The sequence below is a fragment of the Vibrio sp. GJ43-1 genome, from assembly GCF_055808835.1.
Genome location: NZ_CM147884.1, coordinates 2,670,550 through 2,687,678 on the forward strand (window position 1 = coordinate 2,670,550; position 17,129 = coordinate 2,687,678).

Here is a 17,129-nt window from a genome sequence, read left to right on the forward strand (position 1 = left end):
TACTCTCCATGTGATATTTAAAATGCTTCCCCCATCTATAAAATTTTCGAGACAAGAAAACAAGCGCAATTTCAAATATCCGAGTAATTTTTTAACAAACCCAACCAGTTTACTGTCGATTCTATAAAAATTACTGCGATGTTAGCAAAATCGACGGTCAACGTATGAGCGGGCTAGCGGCTCTGCGTTTAAGAATCTAAACTTATATTCTTCTTCTGTTGTGCCTTTTTGCCTAGGAAATAACCCAAGCCCAACGGTGCAAAGAAAATAACTAATATGAATAAAATAAAATAGAGAATCGTACTCTTAATCAACTGAATTAACTTATCGACGGCAAGCGTGACGACATCTTGAGAGATCTTATCTAAATCGTCGGCAAACAGGCGACGCTCAGTATTAACCAATACCGCTAACTCTTTACGTTCGCGTTCGACCATTTTTATCAATTCATCCCTTTCTCGAGCCACCATCATGTCTAGCGCTTGGCGCTCTGCACTTAGCTGCGTCAGCTTATCTTGGGTCTTAGCATCGAAATCATTTAATAAGGGCTGAAGTTCAATCGCCATCTTCTGCGCGAGATCTTGCATATACTCTGGGTTATTGCTCACAAAATCCTGAAACGCATCCGCACTCATCTGGAAACTTTGTAATGCACCACGAATATCATTGCCGCTCACATTGCTGTTTAGGGCAATCAGTTGCGCTTTCCACGTCATTAGCTTAGGTGTTTGCTCAGACATCAGCGCCAGCCTATCTGACACATCGGCTAATGCCTCCGGCATAGTACCCAACGTTGAAGCCACTTCACTTTCGTCAATACCTTGTGCTTTAAGCCATTCACGATACGCTCGGTGTTCTGGCAAAAGTCAGATTCTCAAAGGGATGCAAGCGAGCAAATTTCTCAACAAATGTTTTACTCGTTTGATAACTGTCGCCCTTAAACAATGATTGAGCTAGCTGATCAATATTTTTGCTAAGCGCTTGTGATGTGGCCTTGGCATCCTGGCTGGCAAAAAGCGACTGACCTTCACCATAGGTAAAAAAGTTCGCCATCTGCGTGGTAAATACCCAAGAGTCAATTAAACCCGCGGTTGGCGATACTTGAAATGCTGCCTGTTGCAACCCTTCTTCCGCGTGTATTTTCCATAAGAGAACATAAGACTGGTTAATCACGTCAGATTCTGGGTACAAGGTGGTTAAGGTATCGGCGGTGGTCTCTACTTGGGTGAAAAACTCGCGACTGTACTCTCGAGTCATCAGCCTCATATTAAGCTCTTGCTTAGTTAACGGTGTGGTTTGACTGTCTAACTTCACTTCTAAAAGTGAGCATCCCGCTAACAAAACAAGCGTGATATAAAGCCCTACATTGCGAATAAGCCGCACAATGTCCATGAATCAACCTCAACAATAAAACATATATAAAAGAGAATGAATTATAACTCAGCACCGTCAGATTGACGTTAGCTATTGATACTTATAGTCGATTATTTGAGTATTGCGACGACATTATTATGATTGTTCTCGCTTAATGTAAGCTTCTGCTGACTCGACCGCTCGACTGAGTTTTTCGGATAATGTTTCGATGAGTTCGTTTGGGACCACCTCCGCTTGCTTAAGCTTTTTCTCAACCTCTGACGATACTTGATGCAAAGCCCCTGCATAGATACTCCCGGAGACACCTTTTAGGGTATGAGCAATGCGTGTTGCAGACTCGTGGTCCTTATCTAAGAGCGCTTGTAACCGTTTAACGTCATCACGGTGCTCACTAATAAATACCTCTAGAAGCATCAAGACTGACTCTTTATCACCATCTAATGTATTCAACATCATGGCAAAATTGATAACGGCAGTATTTACAATTTCTTCCGACGTCGCTTTATTCAATGCTTGTTCTGTTAATGCTTCCGTTGCTACTTGTTCAGCTCTTAGCGTTTCAGGCGCTACCAATTCGTTATCACTTTCAGTAAATGACGTAGAATTACTGTCGGTCTCAGACGTACACTCTGCTGTCGTGCTATTGTTCTTAGCACGAGTCACATCGTGGCCATTAGAAACCTCGCTCAATAGTGCGGTATCGTGAGTCGCCGCTTTAGGTGTGAGAGCTTCAGGTATGAGGGCTTTACTGCTTCCTTCAACATGCCCACTTAAAGGCTCCTTAACCGTACGCTCTTCAGCAAGCGATTCACTTCCACCTCGCTTACTAGATCGTAAGCTTAATAAGTCTAACTTTCCAATCCTCACCATCCTGGCGCTAATAAACACTAAGATCAGCAACGCCAACAAACTCGAGACCGATATAATGACTAACTGGTGGCCTAAATACGTCTCTGATTGCAGTCTTCGCTGAGCCAACTCATTCACTACAGGGTGATTCACAACACGGTCAAGCAAAAATGCTGTATTCGCAGACTGAGCCAATAATACCGAAGCCTTCGAGTTTAATAACAACAAAGCTTGTTGATCCTGAAGGGGAAGCTTGTAAGCACTTTGCTGGATGCTTTCCAACTTCAGATACACCTGACGCGCTTCCATGGCATCGTTAAATAGAGTTTCTAATACAATAGAAGACAATTTATGGCTAAGACGTTGCCCTTCCGGTGTGAGTGCTGGTAGTCCTACACTCATATTGGAGACAAACGCCTGAAGGCGTGTCTCATCATGAGAAAGCTGCTCCGATTGTTCGACAAATCGCTCTAGAAGATAAACCATATGAGTGAAATCTGACGACATATCAGATTGCGTTAACGCCTTTAACTGCATGGTCTGTGCGTAAATTATCTGCAGGTCTAATTCAATCTGTTGAGTCACTTTAGAGCGATAGGGTTGGGGAATAAATAGAACTTGGCGAAGTTTGTCGATACTAATGGATATTTCATCCACTAACTTCGTTGCTTGGTCTTCTTTAAACGATACTCGAAGCACCACTGCGACAACAATGGCCCACACGAACAACGTAAAAATAGTGGCACGAAATAAAGACTTACGATATTTCAACAACGACAGCCCTTCCTTGGTATGACGAAGACTAAAAGCGCTACCTAAACGTAACGCTTTATAAAGACAATGTTAGGACGTTAACGATTACGACTCAACTGGTCTCGCAAATTAGGTGGTGTGCCTTTGATGGTCAATGTGTCTGTTTCAGGATCATAAAAGACGCGCTCACCTAATAACAAGCTATCAAAGCTGAGATTCAAACCACCGCCCGCACCAACAAACTTAGTGAGTTTACGCACCGTTGAGCGATCGGCAGGAAAACTTTCTTCCAATTCATAGCCCTGCTCTTGCGTGTAATCAAGAAATGAAGAGCCCTCATTGGCAGGTAGCTCTCCAGACAGTTCTCGAACCTGAACCTCATCACCCGTTTTAAGCTGTTCGTTACAGTACTCGTAAACTTGCTTTTTATAACTAACGGTCTCTTCTTTATCAAGTTGCGCATCAGCACAGAAGTCTTCCACCGCCTGCATCAAAATTGTATTTTGCTGTTTGGTATCTAATCCAACTTCAGCCTGCAGGAAATCTAAGAAGAAATCAGCAACCTTACGACCGACTCGACCCTTAATGTACGTCAAATAACGATTCGAGTTTTTATCAACGTCATAGCTGGTCAAATCGATACGAGCAACGATATCCATTTTACCGATATCTAAATAATCAATAGCGCCAATGTTCAAACCTTCGGTGATTTGCAAGCTGTTATACGACGGTAATAAACCAATGAACAAGTACTCAGTAGCAAGCGACTGATATTGTGCCATTACTAATGTGCCTAGGCATCCGCAAAGGGGTACTTGGCAAGCTCGGTTTTAAGACGTTGGGCGCTATCTTGAGAGAACGAATAAAAATCTTTCTCACCATTTTTTAGCTCGTTAAGCCATACCTGAAAATCACTGTCATTTTTAAATGCACCAAAGCCCTTACCCGCCTTTGCATTAAAGACTCGATGCAGTTCAGCCACAAGGTTTTCTGTTGCGCTATCATTAGGAAGTAGTTCATCGCGATAGTGGACGGTTAGCTCTTCCTGCTCATTTATCGCTAACTGGTGTAAAATAACGTTAGATAGGTTCAAACTCATAGTGAAATTATTATCGTTGCTGTTTCGTTTGTGATGCAGAGTAGGGTATCATAAGCCGCTTTCATTATCATTAGCAGAGTCTTTATGCCAATTACATCGAAATATACCGACCAACAAGTAGAACAAATTTTAACCGAAATCGCAGCAGTGCTTGACAAACACGGCGCTGGCGCCGAACTTTCACTAATGATTGCAGGAAATATCGCAACCAATGTCTTAAATAACGATGTTGCGCCTTCACAACGAGCAGCAATTGCGGAAAAATTCTCTAAAGCTCTGATTTCTTCTGTAGAAGCGTGAGAACAATACTAATTTAGGCACGGAATCAATAACGGCAAATGGTAGATAGCGGAAATTCATACGGTGAGCGCGTCTCCCGACTCGTAGGTTGGGGACACTGGTTCGCGTTCTTCAATATCATTGCAGCGATGCTAGTAGGTACTCGCTATATTTCCGCGTCTCCGTGGCCGGACACCCTATTTGGTCAGATTTATCTTCTGACCTCATGGGTTGGTCACTTTGGGTTTCTCGTATTTGCACTCTATTTGCTCATACTGTTCCCGCTGACGTTTATTATTCCATCTCGAAAACTGTTCCGGTTAATTGCCGTTTGTTTTGCCACTTTCGGCTTAACGGTTCTGCTCATTGATACTCAAGCTTATCAAACCATCAATCTACACTTGTCTCCCGTAGTTTGGGAGCTGTTGTTTGGCGATGAAAGTAGTCCTGTCAGTAGCGACCTACAGCACCTATTTATTGTGTTACCCCCTATTTTCCTCGCGCAACTTGCGCTGTCGGAATGGGTATGGCGTAAACAACGCAAACTATCGCACACTCACATCGGTCGCCCTATTTCGGCGCTGTTTTTCCTATGCTTTATATCTAGTCATTTGATTTTCATTTGGGCAGATGCCTATTTTTACAATCCAATTACTGTGCAAAAGGCAAACTTCCCACTTTCTTATCCTATGACTGCCAAGTCATTTATGGAAAAGCATGGCCTGCTTGATCGCGAAGAGTACTTACAAAAATTAAAAGATAATGAAGGTTCGGTCGATCTCGTCTCTTACCCACTGTCTGAAATTGAGTTCAACCGCCGCTCTGAAAACCTCAATGTGCTGATCGTTAGTATCAATAATTTACGAAGTGACATGTTGTCGCCGGACGTGATGCCTGTTAGCTATGGTTTTTCGCTAAATAACCAAAACTTCTTGAATCATTACAGCTCAAGTAACGACGATTTTGGTGTGTTTGGCCTAATGTATGGTATTCCAACCAGCTATGCGAGTAGCATTAAATCGCAAGGTACGCCGCCGTTATTTTTATCGACACTGCGAAAACAAGGGTATGCCTTTAAGCTCTTTAGCGGTGACAACTTCGAAGATGACCTTTACCGAGATACCATTTTTAGGAATTACCCGTGGGTTGATATATCGAAAAATACCGATAGCACCCCCTCGGAAATCCCCATCAGTGATAACGCAGCAATTGAACGCTGGCAACAATCCCTTATTAGCGATGGAAGTGAGCCTTGGTTTAGTTATATAGAACTGACTACGGTTGATAGTTTTGACAACTATCAACCCGTGAAAGCAAACCTTTCACCTGAGCAACAATTCATTGCCGCCTATTCGGCCGCTGCAAGCGCTGCCGATTTTGAATTCGGAAAAATACTGCAAACACTTGTCGACCAAAAGTTGCTGGACAATACCATTGTAATTCTCACCTCCAACCATGGTACAGAATTTAATGAAACAAAAAGCCGCAGTTGGGGTTCAAATACTAATTACAGCCAATACCAATTAAAGGTTCCTTTAGTGATACATTGGCCTGGTAAGTTGGCGGCGGATTATACTCATATAACTAGCCACCTCGATGTCCCCGTTACCATCATGCAGGATTTAAGTGGTGTTTCGACCAACGCTAAAAACTACAGCAGTGGACGTAACCTGTTTGATGAAAGAAAGCGCAAGTGGATCATTGCAGGAGATACAAAAGAGCTGGCGTTGATCACCGACAATGACACCACGGTCGTCGACAAATTTGGTAACTACAGCCTTTATGATCGAGATTACCAGAAACTTGACGATAAAAACCCTCGCTTACCGATACTGATGCAAGGCTTTACCGAGTTACAGCGTTTCTACTCCAAAAGTCAGTAAAACAAAGGTTTATATCTATAATAGTGTTGACCAACGCATAATTGATCGTTTAAATTATTCCCATCGGATATTAGCGCAGCTTGGTAGCGCACCACTCTGGGGGAGTGGGGGTCACTGGTTCGAATCCAGTATATCCGACCATTATTTAGCCCCAAGTAGCAATACTTGGGGTTTTTAGATAGTTTTGTATAAGTAATAGACATCTAAGCTCACTTTTTAACCCAACAGCGATTAATCGTATTTTTTGGATTAAAAAGGGTTTACAAAGAGTAAGATGGGCATTAATATACGCTGCAACAACGGAGGGATGGCTGAGTGGTCGAAAGCACTCTAGGTCTTGAAAACCTAAGCAAGGGTTAATAGCCCTTCTAGGGTTCAAATCCCTATCCCTCCGCCACATTAAAAAAGCCTGCTGATTATCAGCAGGCTTTTTGCTTTCTAGCGTATTATGAATTTAGACAACCACCGTAAAATCATCAAAACCACCTCATTTAGATACAAGCATCTATTTTCTTCCATACACTCCATTGAGATGAATGTGTCTCAGGATCGTCGCCTTTTGTCCACCACTTCGCTTCATACTGATGCCCAGCATACTGTACTCGATCACCACCAAGGTACACCTCACTACTGCTCCAAACTTGCAAGTTAGAGCAACTGCCGCCACCAGTATTCGTCTGTACCGCTATGGTCTGCGTCACGGCATCCGATAGACCACTATTATCGATCACCGTGAGCGTTACCGCGTACTGTCCATCAATCGCGTAGCTGTGCGACGTTGTAGGCGATGATGCAGTGGAACCATCGCCAAACTTCCAGCTGTAAGTTACGATGCTCCCATCGCTATCCAATGACTGAGAGGCATCAAAACGACACTGACGCTGCTCACATTGGATATCAGCCTTAGCGAAAGGCGCTTGCTGAGTACCACCGCTATTCACTTGGCTATCTGGGATCCCTGCTGGGAAATGGCTGGCGATTTTTGGCCATATTTTACTAATGTGCGCCCCTTTGTTATAGCATCCACCTAAATGATGCAGCGCAATGACTTTGTTACTGCGTAATGCGACAACTGGAGAGCCAGATGAACCTCCTTCAGTATCACATAAATACCCAGCATCCGTGCCAGCGCCTCGTCCATCAATGACAGGTTGGTCTACTTGGCATCGTGTTCCAGACGTATCCATTACCACGCCCAGCTCTTTCAAACGTCCTCCGGGATGCTGTGGTATGTAGATAGTCTCTGATTGCGAAGGAATACGAGGATCTAAACCTAAATATCCGAATGACTGAATCGCCGCAAAGTTGTTCACATTAAACAAGGTGTAGTCTAACGTTGTGCCAGTTTCCAACAGTTGATTAGCTTGCACTTTCACTGTTGACGCTTTCGCACCGTTGCAACTTGCTAGCTGATAGTTAAACCATACCTCTGTATTCGCAGCTTCTGCCGCTGACTCAATACAGTGATTATTTGTCATCATGGTGTTATCAGGTCCAACTCGCCATGCGGTGCCACAAACTTCGCCCGCCAATCAACAAGCGTGCAACTGGCTTTGAGTGTTGATACTCATTACTATAGCTATTGGCATAACACGCTGCTGGTTGTTTATTATCCGAGCCACAGATAGACTCCTCACCAGCCGGACCCAAATTGATGACCTGCTCTACTTGCTCAACGGGCAAGCCCACTTGTAGATAGTCAACCGTAACGCTAGCTTGCTCTTTGACATTACTTGCCACTAAACGAATTTCAACGGCATCCCCTTCTATCGACATCGCATAGAATTGATGAATACCATCGTCTCCTCGGTTGCTATCCCATGTTCTAGGAGTATTGTGAGTGCGACTATACTGGTAGACCTCATCTCTTTCTGGATCCGAAATCTCGAGTACGGCACCATCAGGCAGTGATACTTGGCTAAAGTGAACCTTTATAAAGCTCGCGCCAGGTTCAGAGAAAGACAGCGTGTTGGTTTCCCCTTCCAATTGTTGCTGCTCTACGAGGCCACTCGCTATCAGTTGAGTATTCATACTAATGGTATTCGATATAACGGGTAGTTCAGTCTGATCGTTCACTAGCGCCAAAGCAGAAAAGCTCAGACCATATGTGACGACTAGCGTGCTAGATACGCTCAAGGCTTTTCGCATCATGGCCGATAATTGTTTAACCATAGTTCTTCCTTTAAATAGATAAAACACAACACTGTGTTACTCATTCAAAGTAGCCTCGAGGAAGATCACGGGCGCAACGGTTTGCTATCGAGGTTAAAATTTTCGAGAGAGATAAATACAATCTGTAATTGATATGTTTGTTGTCTTTCCGGTCTATACTACGGTGATCTGATTAGTCTGAGGTTGGACTATTATCAACAAGGAACAAGCTTTATGTCTTTCATTCAAAAAATCTTCGCAGGTATCTTTTTCTTGGTATCAATGATGGCAATACGCGCTATCGCATCTGACCATTTCCCATCACCACCCAATAAAATTCAGCACCCCTACCCCGATGTTGCGGTGACGACATTAAAATCAGCCCAAACGCTGCTCAAAGAATTCGAGCAATATGACTATACATTGGCTGGCCTTGCTCAGTCTCACACGCTACTGAATCCATCTATGTTGAGACGCTTCCTCATGACTTAAACTCGCTTCCAGTGAAACAAAAAACGTCTGGTTTCATCCGCCTATTGCTGCCAACAATTAGCGAGGTAAATCAGCACATTCTCGACGTTAGGCAAACGTTACTTACAATTGAGAAACGTCCTCAAACGAATTGGAGCAAAGCGGAACGACAATGGGTAGATAGCCTTCTTAAAGACTACGACGTCAAGTCAGGGAAAATTGAAGACTTACTACTTCAGGTGGACATCATTCCGGTAGGGATGGCGCTAGCGCAAGGCATTGATGAAAGCGGTTGGGGAACCAGTCATTTCGCAATTGAAGGCAGTAACCTCTACGGTGAACATCTATCTTCACGCGGGGGCAAGTATCTCACCACACCTGGAGGGCACGTCAAAGTGGCTGCTTTTGATAACTTGTTCAGCCGGTGCGGCTAGCTATATGCATAATCTCAATACGACGGACGCGTACAAAGACATGTGGCTTCTTCGAAAGCAGTTGAGAAGCGAAAACAACTTAACGGGTCGTCAATTGATACAGGCATTATCACACTACTCAACCCGAGGACAAGCTTATGTCGATAATCTAGCGGCCCTGATCAAGCATCATAATCTTGATTCATTCGACCATTTACAATTAGAGTCCGATAAGCCGACACGCATCCGCTTATCTAACTAGATTGATATAAGTGCGTTGATAAAAGTGCATTGATAAAAGTGCGTTTATATAACTGAACGGATATAACCAGACAGCGAAAATAGACCTCGGTCATTATTGCTCAGCTAAGAGCTGAGCAATAATGCGATAGTATTGACGAGATTGACGACTAAAGAGAGTTGCTGCAAACAAATTACGTGTAATAGATAACAAGCTTGCTATTACACATGGATGTGAGTCTTGCCAGCAAGGTGCACATTGTGCGTTACGACTCGATAGTGTTGTCCTGAGGAACAGAGGTTGCGTCTTGTTCAGCCGCGTCTTGCTCTTGAGTGTTTTCTGCTTGCGCCGAATCTAGTGCCGCTTGCTCCGCTTCCATTTTTGCGCGGTCAGCTTTAGAAATATAACGAGGCTTATTGCTCGTATGCTTCTTTGCGTTGGCTTTTTTCATTCTAGCTTTATGTATTTGATTGATCTTTTTCTTACGGTTCATCGCAGCGGTTACTCGTCTATATTATGAAGCGGAGCATAATAGCGCCCTCTTCTCACTTAATCCAGTCGATTCACTTCATCATCACAGCCTTGGACAAAACTACCAAGATGATAAGAGTGCAGCTGTTGTTCAATCAAAGGCAAAATTTTCTCATGTATGTCACTCGGAAAAGTTTTCATCGACGCTAATTGAGATAATGGTACCCATTCAACCGCATGAATATAGGATTGGTCATTGAGACCATCTAAGTTTGACAAACTCAGCTCACCCTCCCAACGGCTAATCTGATAAAACAACTCGACATGATACGTATCACGTGAAGTTTCAAGAAATTCACGAATGAAAAGCAACTCACCTACGTCGACATCCAACCCGGTTTCTTCTTTATACTCTCTAATGAGGGCATGCTTACTGCTTTGGTCCGAGCTTTCCAAACCGCCTCCAGGCGGTATCCAATACTCCCCTGAATAGGGATCTTTTACTCGTAGTAGCAAAATCTCATCGCCATTGATGGCAATGCCTGCCGCGCGAATACGGTGTTTCATACCTTATGTCCCCAAAGTTTATTAGCGGCATTGATCAAGTTCATATGTACTGGAATGAGATCGCTATGTTGGCTCCGATAGCCACCACCAATCACACAGGCTATAGGTATGTGCGCTTCGAGGCAGCGAGCCAATATCCACTCGTCGCGTTTCGCAATACCCTCTGTCGTGATATTCAAATACCCGAGTTCATCGTCAATATGAATATCGACTCCTGCATCGTAAATGACCAAATCTGGATTGTGGAGCCGCAATGCAAGGTCGACCACCTCTTTGAAAGTCGCTAAAAATGCCTGATCACCAAGACCCTTTACCAAGGGAACATCTAAATCTGAGGCGGGTTTACGTGCTGGGAAATTTTTCTCACAATGAAAAGACAAGGTCACCACCTGAGGGTTATCAGCCATCAGCGTCGCGGTGCTTAGCTCCTTGATGAACATCACTATCAATAATCAGTACTTTTTCTACTCCCGACGTTAAAGCATGCTGCGCCGCCAATGCTAAGTCATTAACCAAGCAAAATCCGCTGCCATAATCATAGTGTGCATGATGATATCCGCCACTAAGGTGAATCGCGACACCATGTCCCAACGCTTTTTCAACCGCTAGGCATGTTCCACCAGCAGACGTTAAAGTACGTTCAATCAGAGCCTGGCTCCAAGGAAAGCCAATACGACGCATTTTTGCCGCAGGAAGCGTACCTTGTAGTAACGCGTCAATGTAATCAGGACAATGTACTTGGGTTAGCTGAGTCGCATTAATAGCAATGGGCTCGAATAGCTCAAAGGGCGGTAGTTCTGTCTGTAAATATTGAGAGTCAATCGCCTGATATAACAAGCGATATTTATTAATGGGATATCGATGCCCTTCTGGCAGTGGTAAGTCAGAATAGATATGATGATAAATTAAGGGAACTGGCATGTCCGGCATCGTTAGTTAACTACAAAGTGATAGTCATATCTTAACGCTAGGAGAAGCAGATGAAAACCGTACTCATTACAGGTGCAAATAGAGGAATAGGCTTGGCGCTAACCAAACAATTTCTCGCACAAGACTACCAAGTACACGCCACCTACCGTTCCGTATCAACATCACAAGAGCTATTGACCCTTGAGCAAGAGCATCAACGCTTGCAACTGTATCGGTTAGATGTCACCCAATACGACGACGTTGCAACATTTGCAAAGGGGCTCCCAACGATAGATATCGTCATCAACAACGCAGGCTATTATGGCCCCAAAAAGGATCAGTCAAACCACATTGGACTTGGGCATACTGATCCCGAAGAGTGGCGCCGTGTTTTTGAAGTCAACACCATCGCCCCTCTTAAGCTCGTCGAGATGCTCTACCCCAAGCTGCAAGCTTCGTCGGTTAAAAAAATCATTTGTTTATCATCCAAAGTAGGCAGCATGACGGAAAATACGTCAGGGGTGGCTATATCTATCGCTCATCGAAAGCGGCACTCAACTCGGTCGTAAAGAGCCTAAGTAACGATTTAACCAACCAGGGCTTTACGGTATTAGCATTGCATCCCGGCTGGGTACAAACCGCAATGGGTGGGCCTAATGCGCTGATTTCAACACAAACGTCAGCTCAAGGGTTATTTTCTGTTATTCAATCCGCTCAAACCGAAGACTCTGGACGATTTCTCAATTTTGATGGCAAAGCACTGCCTTGGTAGCCTACATCTAGCCCTTCAAACAACGTCATGTCACGTTCCAATTAACAACAGGACTAAGCGAAGCACACCATTACTTCGCTTTTTTCTCGTCGTAGGCTTTCGGCGCTTCTTATAAGCGGGTCTTTCAACTTTAGGTAAGTTTCTTAGTGACTCCGGCATCAGGTCCTTCTTTTACTCGTAGCATTAACTGATCCATTTTTTCAGTCAAACCCGACATAAACGGTGAATAGGAATGTGTTCGTTCTGCCATACCTTGTAGCTGATGCTCCCAATGTGCGGTCATATCAGGGTAAGTCGACTCATCCGGTAGCGCATAAACCAACCCCCTACCAGCAGGAGAGCCAAGTACCGACTTGCCTTCACGCTTTAATAGCTGCCGTTTGAATAGCGTGTCCAAAATACCCGCCCGCGTCGCTTCCGTACCGATACCATCGGTTTCTTTAAGTATTTTCTTTAAAGAAGGATCGACGACAAACCTTCCGATGCCTGTCATCGCTTGTAGCAGTGTAGCTTCAGTAAAGTGTCTAGGGGGTTCGGTTTTTCTCTAAAATCAGTCCTTCTCGGCAGACAAGCTCTGTACCTACAGGTAATGGTGGTACCGCATCGACGCCGTCCTCTTTGTCATCCGATTGCTTGCCAAGTAATGCCCGCCATCCCGGCTCTTGAAGTCGCTTTCCTTTAGAAACAAAGTGACCACCTTGGATATCAAATTCAAGCATTGCTTCTGCGTATACGGCTGGTGGATAAAACTGCATCACATATTGGCGCGCAATCAAGCCATAAACATTCTCTTCATAGCTCGAAAGTACGCTACTGGTTTTTTTAGGGGTCGGGATAATGGCATGGTGCGCATCCACTTTGCTGTTATTCCAAGCTTTGGATTTTCGACTACTGTCCGCGCTATCAACACTGGCAGCATAAGCTTTGCTGTTATTTTTAATCGCGGCTAACACATCGTTAGCTTGATAGAAGTGATCGTTAGGCAAGTAACGACAGTCAGAGCGTGGATAGGTAATCAACTTATGTTTTTCATACAATGCCTGACAGACATCCAGCACCTGCTGAGCGCTCATGTTATAGCGTTTTGCCGCATCAATTTGCAATGCCGATAAAGAATACGGTAACGGTGCATTTTGCTTAGTGGATTTATGTTCAGACTTCACCACTTTTGCTGGCTGGCCTTGAATACGATTCGCCACGTTTTCAACCAATTTACGGTTCAATACGCGCCCTTCTTCATCTTGCCATGGCTTACACGCTTCACTTGGTTTCCAGCGAGCACGAATATCAAACGAGTCTTGGCTATCTTGAAATGGGATTAATGCATGCAGAGTAAAGTAGTCCTTAGGGATAAAATTGGCAATTTCGTCATCACGACGAACCACCAGCCCCAATACTGGCGTTTGCACTCGCCCAACAGACAACACACCCTGATAGCCAGCTTTTTGCCCGAGTAAAGTATACGCTCGGGACATATTCATCCCATACAGCCAGTCTGCTCTTGAACGCGCTAATGCCGACACTGACAACGGCACAAACTCTTTATTCATGCGCATGGCACCAATAGCTTTCTTAACAGCAGGTAGGTTTAGATCGCTAATCAACAGTCTCTGTGCAGCGTCTTTTTTCGCTTTGCTGACTTTGCAATAATCGATAACTTCATCAACAAGCAATTGCCCTTCTCTATCTGGGTCGCCAGCATTCACTAAAGAATCCGCTTGCTTGACCAGTTTTTTAACGACGGAAAGTTGTTTGGCTGCGGACTTTCTTGGCCGCAATTGCCACTGGTCTGGGATAATAGGGAGATCGAGTATGTTCCATTTCTTATATCGGTCATCGTAAACATCGGGCTCAACTTGCTCGAGTAGATGTCCGATACACCAAGTCACCACATCACCATTACCACACTGAATAAAGCCCTCTCCCTTTTTCTGAGGATTAGGCAAAGCCGCCGCAATTGCGCGACCTAAACTGGGTTTCTCTGCAATAAATAGACGTGTCATAAGAAATATACTGATAAAAGAAAAGGTAAGCTTAACCAAGCTTACCTTTATTAATCAAGAAAAACTGTATAAATAGACAGTTAAAGAAATTCAACAAACTTAGATAGATCGCGTTCTGGGACTTTCATTGGCGTACAGCCAGGTGTACCAACATATAGAAACCCAACAATCTGGTCCTGTCCTTTGACATTGAACGCCTGACGAACATGATCATCAAACATCCATTTTCCCGAACGCCAAAATGCCTGGAACCCCTGCGCCACTGCCGCCATCTGCATGGCTTGCACCGCACAGCCTGAGCAGAGAGATGCTGTTCAAACGCGGGGACTTTCTCATGTTCGGTTACGTTGGCGATCACAGTAATGACGAGCGGAGCTCGAAACGGCGCTTTTTTCGCCTTCTCAATCACTACCTCTTCACGACCTGCGTTGACCGCCGCTTCCTCTAAAATTTTTGCCAGTTTAGCCCTGCTTTCTCCTTGCGCGAGAACAAAGCGCCAAGGCGTTAACCCACCATGATCTGGTGCTCGAAGCCCCGCTTTGATGATGTTCTCTAATGCCGCCCCTTCTGGAGCCGGATCGCTTAGTCGAGCAATCGAGCGTCGGTTAAGCAGCAGTTCTAAAGCGTCCATAAACCATCCTTGATGTTATTATTCATCTCATATTGATTAATAATAACAAATAGTCAACGAGTTAACATCACTATTGATAACGATTATCAAATGCTTCGCCGTTACAGTTTTGCCGCTAATTCCACCCCTTGTCGAATGGCTCGTACCGCATCTAACTCACCTGCGTAATCGGCGCCACCAATCACATGAAGTTTATCGCCAAAATCCGGCCACTGTTCTTCAAACGGCTTAACTGATTCTTGACCCGCACATACAATCACTTTATCGGCTGGAATCAACTTGTGTTCACCTTTGACGCTAATGTGTAATCCTTCATCGTCAATTTTTTCATAAGTGACACTTGCCAGCAGATTAACGCCACGCTTCTCTAGCGTTTTCTTATGGATCCAACCCGTGGTTTTTCCAGGGCCTTTACCAACACGGCCTGGCTTACGCTGCATGACCCAAACATTAGTGTCAGATACAGTATCAGGGAAAGGATACAAGCCGCCGGGATGTTCCACTTGAGTATCGACACCCCATTCATGCAACCAGTCATCCAGTGTATGGCCAACAGGCTCAGTCAACATCGAAGCGACATCAACACCAATACCACCAGCGCCCATAATCGCCACGTTTTCCCCTGCATACACTTTGTCACGGATCAGAGTTTGATAATCAATAACTTTTTCTGGATGATCAATGCCTTCCAGTTTTGGCATTCTTGGTTTTACCCCTGAGGCCATGACAACTTCGTCGTATTCTTTGAGTAAATCAGCATTGGCTTCGGTTTCCAAGTGCAGTTTGACACCTGTTTCATCGATACGATTAGCGAAGTAACGGATGGTTTCACGAAATTCTTCTTTGCCCGGAATCTGCATCGCTAAGCGGAACTGCCCACCAATACGATCGCTCTTTTCAAACAAATCAACAGAATGACCTTTCTCGGCTAACATCGTGGCACAAGCAAGGCCAGCAGGCCCCGCGCCCACAACGGCGATGTTTTTAGATTGAGCCGCATTGCCAATCACCAATTCGGTTTCGTAACACGCTTGTGGGTTAACCAAACACGTCGCGCGTTTGCCTTTAAAGGCATTATCCAAACAGGCTTGGTTACAACCAATACAGGTATTGATTAGCTGCGATTGGTTCTGCTCAGCCTTTTTAACAAAATTAGGATCCGCCAAAAACGGTCTGGCCATCGATACCATATCCGCATGCCCTGCAGCTAACACGCGTTCTGCTTCTTCTGGCGTATTAATGCGGTTTGTCGTGATGACTGGCACTTTTAAGTGAGGACGTACTTTCTCTGTCACCCAAGTAAACGCGGCTCTTGGAACCTGAGTGGCAATAGTAGGTACTTTTGCTTCATGCCAACCAATACCACTATTGATAATGGTAACGCCAGCCTCTTCGAGTGCTTTCCCGAGCTGAATAACTTCATCAAATGTACTGCCTTGCTCAACCAAATCGAGCATCGACAAGCGGAAAATGATAATAAACTCTTCACCCACGGCAGCTCGCACAGCCTTAACCACTTCTACTGCTAAGCGGATACGATTTTCATAGCTGCCCCCCATTCGTCATAGCGCACGTTAGTACGTTTGCAGATGAACTGGTTAATGAAATAGCCTTCAGAGCCCATAATTTCCACACCATCGTAGCTAAGCACTTTGCGCTAAAGCGGCGCTGTTTGCGTAAGCGTCGATGGTTTTCCAAATTTGACGACTGCTGATTTCACTTGGTGTAAAAGGAGAAATAGGGGATTTTATTTTCGAGGCACTTTGCGTAAAAGGATGGTAACCATAGCGACCTGCATGCAGAATTTGCAACGCAATCTTGCCGCCATGTTTATGTACCGCTTCTGTCACGACTTTGTGAGCTTTTGCATGCTTAGGCTTACTAAATTCAGCGGCAAATGGCGCAAGGCGACCACGTAAATTCGGAGAAAACCCGCCCGTGACTATCAGTCCAACCCCACCTTTAGCACGCTCTTCGTAGAACGCAGCGAGTTTTTGCAAGCCTTCTTTATGCTCTTCGAGGCCCGTGTGCATAGAGCCCATCAAGACGCGATTTCGCAGTTGAGTGAATCCTAAGTCGAGCGGTTTTAATAGATTTGGGTACATGGCAGACTTCACTTTGCTTTTATAATTGTGGTCTGACCAGATTATTACACTGAGGTTAATAAATCAAACTGCCGTTTACATTTTTACAACATTGCGCAAAATAATTTTTGATTATTTGAACTTCATCGATGATGATAAGTCTTTAGTTTTTATGACGA

At 44.5% G+C, this 17,129-nt stretch carries 10 protein-coding genes, 2 tRNA genes and 7 pseudogenes; 8 read left to right on the forward strand and 11 right to left on the reverse strand.

From position 1 onward, the window contains the following. Nucleotides 1-188: 188 nt before the first annotated feature. From AC0L66_RS12755 to yejK, 3 genes and pseudogenes are all read right to left on the reverse strand, one after another. A pseudogene (locus tag AC0L66_RS12755) lies at nt 189-1,392 on the reverse strand (chemotaxis protein). 117 nt (nt 1,393-1,509) lie between these two features. Next, on the reverse strand, nt 1,510-2,997 hold the full coding sequence (locus AC0L66_RS12760; protein ID WP_265675265.1) for an Hpt domain-containing protein: 1,488 nt from the start codon (nt 2,995-2,997) through the stop codon (nt 1,510-1,512). A 77-nt stretch (nt 2,998-3,074) separates the two neighbouring features. Next, nucleotides 3,075-4,075: pseudogene (gene yejK, locus AC0L66_RS12765) on the reverse strand (nucleoid-associated protein YejK). Nucleotides 4,076-4,159: 84 nt separating this feature from the next. Here yejK and AC0L66_RS12770 point away from each other — a divergent pair. The 4 genes from AC0L66_RS12770 to AC0L66_RS12785 all read left to right on the forward strand — a co-directional run bounded on the left by AC0L66_RS12770 (nt 4,160) and on the right by AC0L66_RS12785 (nt 6,634). Beyond that, nucleotides 4,160-4,375, forward strand: a complete 216-nt coding sequence (locus AC0L66_RS12770) for a YejL family protein (protein WP_250616947.1) — start codon at nt 4,160-4,162, stop codon at nt 4,373-4,375. 38 nt (nt 4,376-4,413) lie between these two features. Beyond that, nucleotides 4,414-6,237, forward strand: coding sequence for a DUF3413 domain-containing protein (locus AC0L66_RS12775; RefSeq protein WP_473567572.1), 1,824 nt, complete (start codon nt 4,414-4,416; stop codon nt 6,235-6,237). 64 nt (nt 6,238-6,301) lie between these two features. Next, nucleotides 6,302-6,378, forward strand: a tRNA-Pro gene (locus AC0L66_RS12780). 160 nt (nt 6,379-6,538) lie between these two features. Beyond that, nucleotides 6,539-6,634: transfer RNA gene (locus tag AC0L66_RS12785), tRNA-Ser, on the forward strand. 94 nt (nt 6,635-6,728) lie between these two features. Here AC0L66_RS12785 and AC0L66_RS12790 read toward each other — a convergent pair. Further along, a complete protein-coding gene (locus AC0L66_RS12790; RefSeq protein WP_473567574.1) occupies nt 6,729-7,718 on the reverse strand; it encodes a PKD domain-containing protein in 990 nt (329 codons plus the stop codon). Nucleotides 7,719-7,725: 7 nt separating this feature from the next. Beyond that, nucleotides 7,726-8,409 carry a hypothetical protein gene (locus AC0L66_RS12795; protein WP_473567576.1) on the reverse strand — a complete coding sequence of 228 codons (684 nt, stop codon included), beginning with the start codon at nt 8,407-8,409 and terminating at the stop codon, nt 7,726-7,728. A 213-nt stretch (nt 8,410-8,622) separates the two neighbouring features. On the opposite strand from AC0L66_RS12795, the gene AC0L66_RS12800 reads away from it, so the two are divergent. Genes AC0L66_RS12800 through AC0L66_RS12810 form a run of 3 tightly spaced genes read left to right on the forward strand, consistent with a single transcriptional unit; the run spans nt 8,623 to nt 9,534 of the window. Next, a complete protein-coding gene (locus AC0L66_RS12800) occupies nt 8,623-8,880 on the forward strand; it encodes a hypothetical protein (protein WP_473567577.1) in 258 nt (85 codons plus the stop codon). Between the two features lie 11 nt (nt 8,881-8,891). Then, nucleotides 8,892-9,293, forward strand: a complete 402-nt coding sequence (locus tag AC0L66_RS12805; RefSeq protein WP_473567579.1) for a hypothetical protein — start codon at nt 8,892-8,894, stop codon at nt 9,291-9,293. Nucleotides 9,294-9,297: 4 nt separating this feature from the next. Continuing rightward, entirely contained in the window at nt 9,298-9,534 is a 237-nt protein-coding gene (locus AC0L66_RS12810) for a hypothetical protein (protein ID WP_473567581.1), read from the forward strand. Between the two features lie 244 nt (nt 9,535-9,778). Here the strand turns inward: AC0L66_RS12810 and AC0L66_RS12815 are convergent, their stop codons facing one another. The 3 genes and pseudogenes from AC0L66_RS12815 to AC0L66_RS12825 all read right to left on the reverse strand — a co-directional run bounded on the left by AC0L66_RS12815 (nt 9,779) and on the right by AC0L66_RS12825 (nt 11,472). Beyond that, nucleotides 9,779-10,006, reverse strand: coding sequence for a DUF2986 domain-containing protein (locus tag AC0L66_RS12815; RefSeq protein ID WP_265675270.1), 228 nt, complete (start codon nt 10,004-10,006; stop codon nt 9,779-9,781). A gap of 56 nt (nt 10,007-10,062) precedes the next feature. Further along, entirely contained in the window at nt 10,063-10,551 is a 489-nt protein-coding gene (locus AC0L66_RS12820; RefSeq protein WP_265675271.1) for an NUDIX domain-containing protein, read from the reverse strand. Continuing rightward, nucleotides 10,548-11,472: pseudogene (locus tag AC0L66_RS12825) on the reverse strand (histone deacetylase family protein). Before AC0L66_RS12825 ends, AC0L66_RS12820 begins: the two are co-directional and overlap by 4 nt. Nucleotides 11,473-11,531: 59 nt before the next feature. Here AC0L66_RS12825 and AC0L66_RS12830 point away from each other — a divergent pair. Beyond that, a pseudogene (locus AC0L66_RS12830) lies at nt 11,532-12,232 on the forward strand (SDR family oxidoreductase). A gap of 30 nt (nt 12,233-12,262) precedes the next feature. Here AC0L66_RS12830 and AC0L66_RS12835 read toward each other — a convergent pair. From AC0L66_RS12835 to AC0L66_RS12845, 3 pseudogenes are all read right to left on the reverse strand, one after another. Beyond that, nucleotides 12,263-14,235 (reverse strand): annotated as a pseudogene (locus tag AC0L66_RS12835) (DNA topoisomerase III). 80 nt (nt 14,236-14,315) lie between these two features. Then, a pseudogene (locus tag AC0L66_RS12840) lies at nt 14,316-14,866 on the reverse strand (NAD(P)H nitroreductase). A gap of 101 nt (nt 14,867-14,967) precedes the next feature. After that, a pseudogene (locus tag AC0L66_RS12845) lies at nt 14,968-16,971 on the reverse strand (2,4-dienoyl-CoA reductase FMN-binding domain-containing protein). Nucleotides 16,972-17,129: the final 158 nt, after the last annotated feature.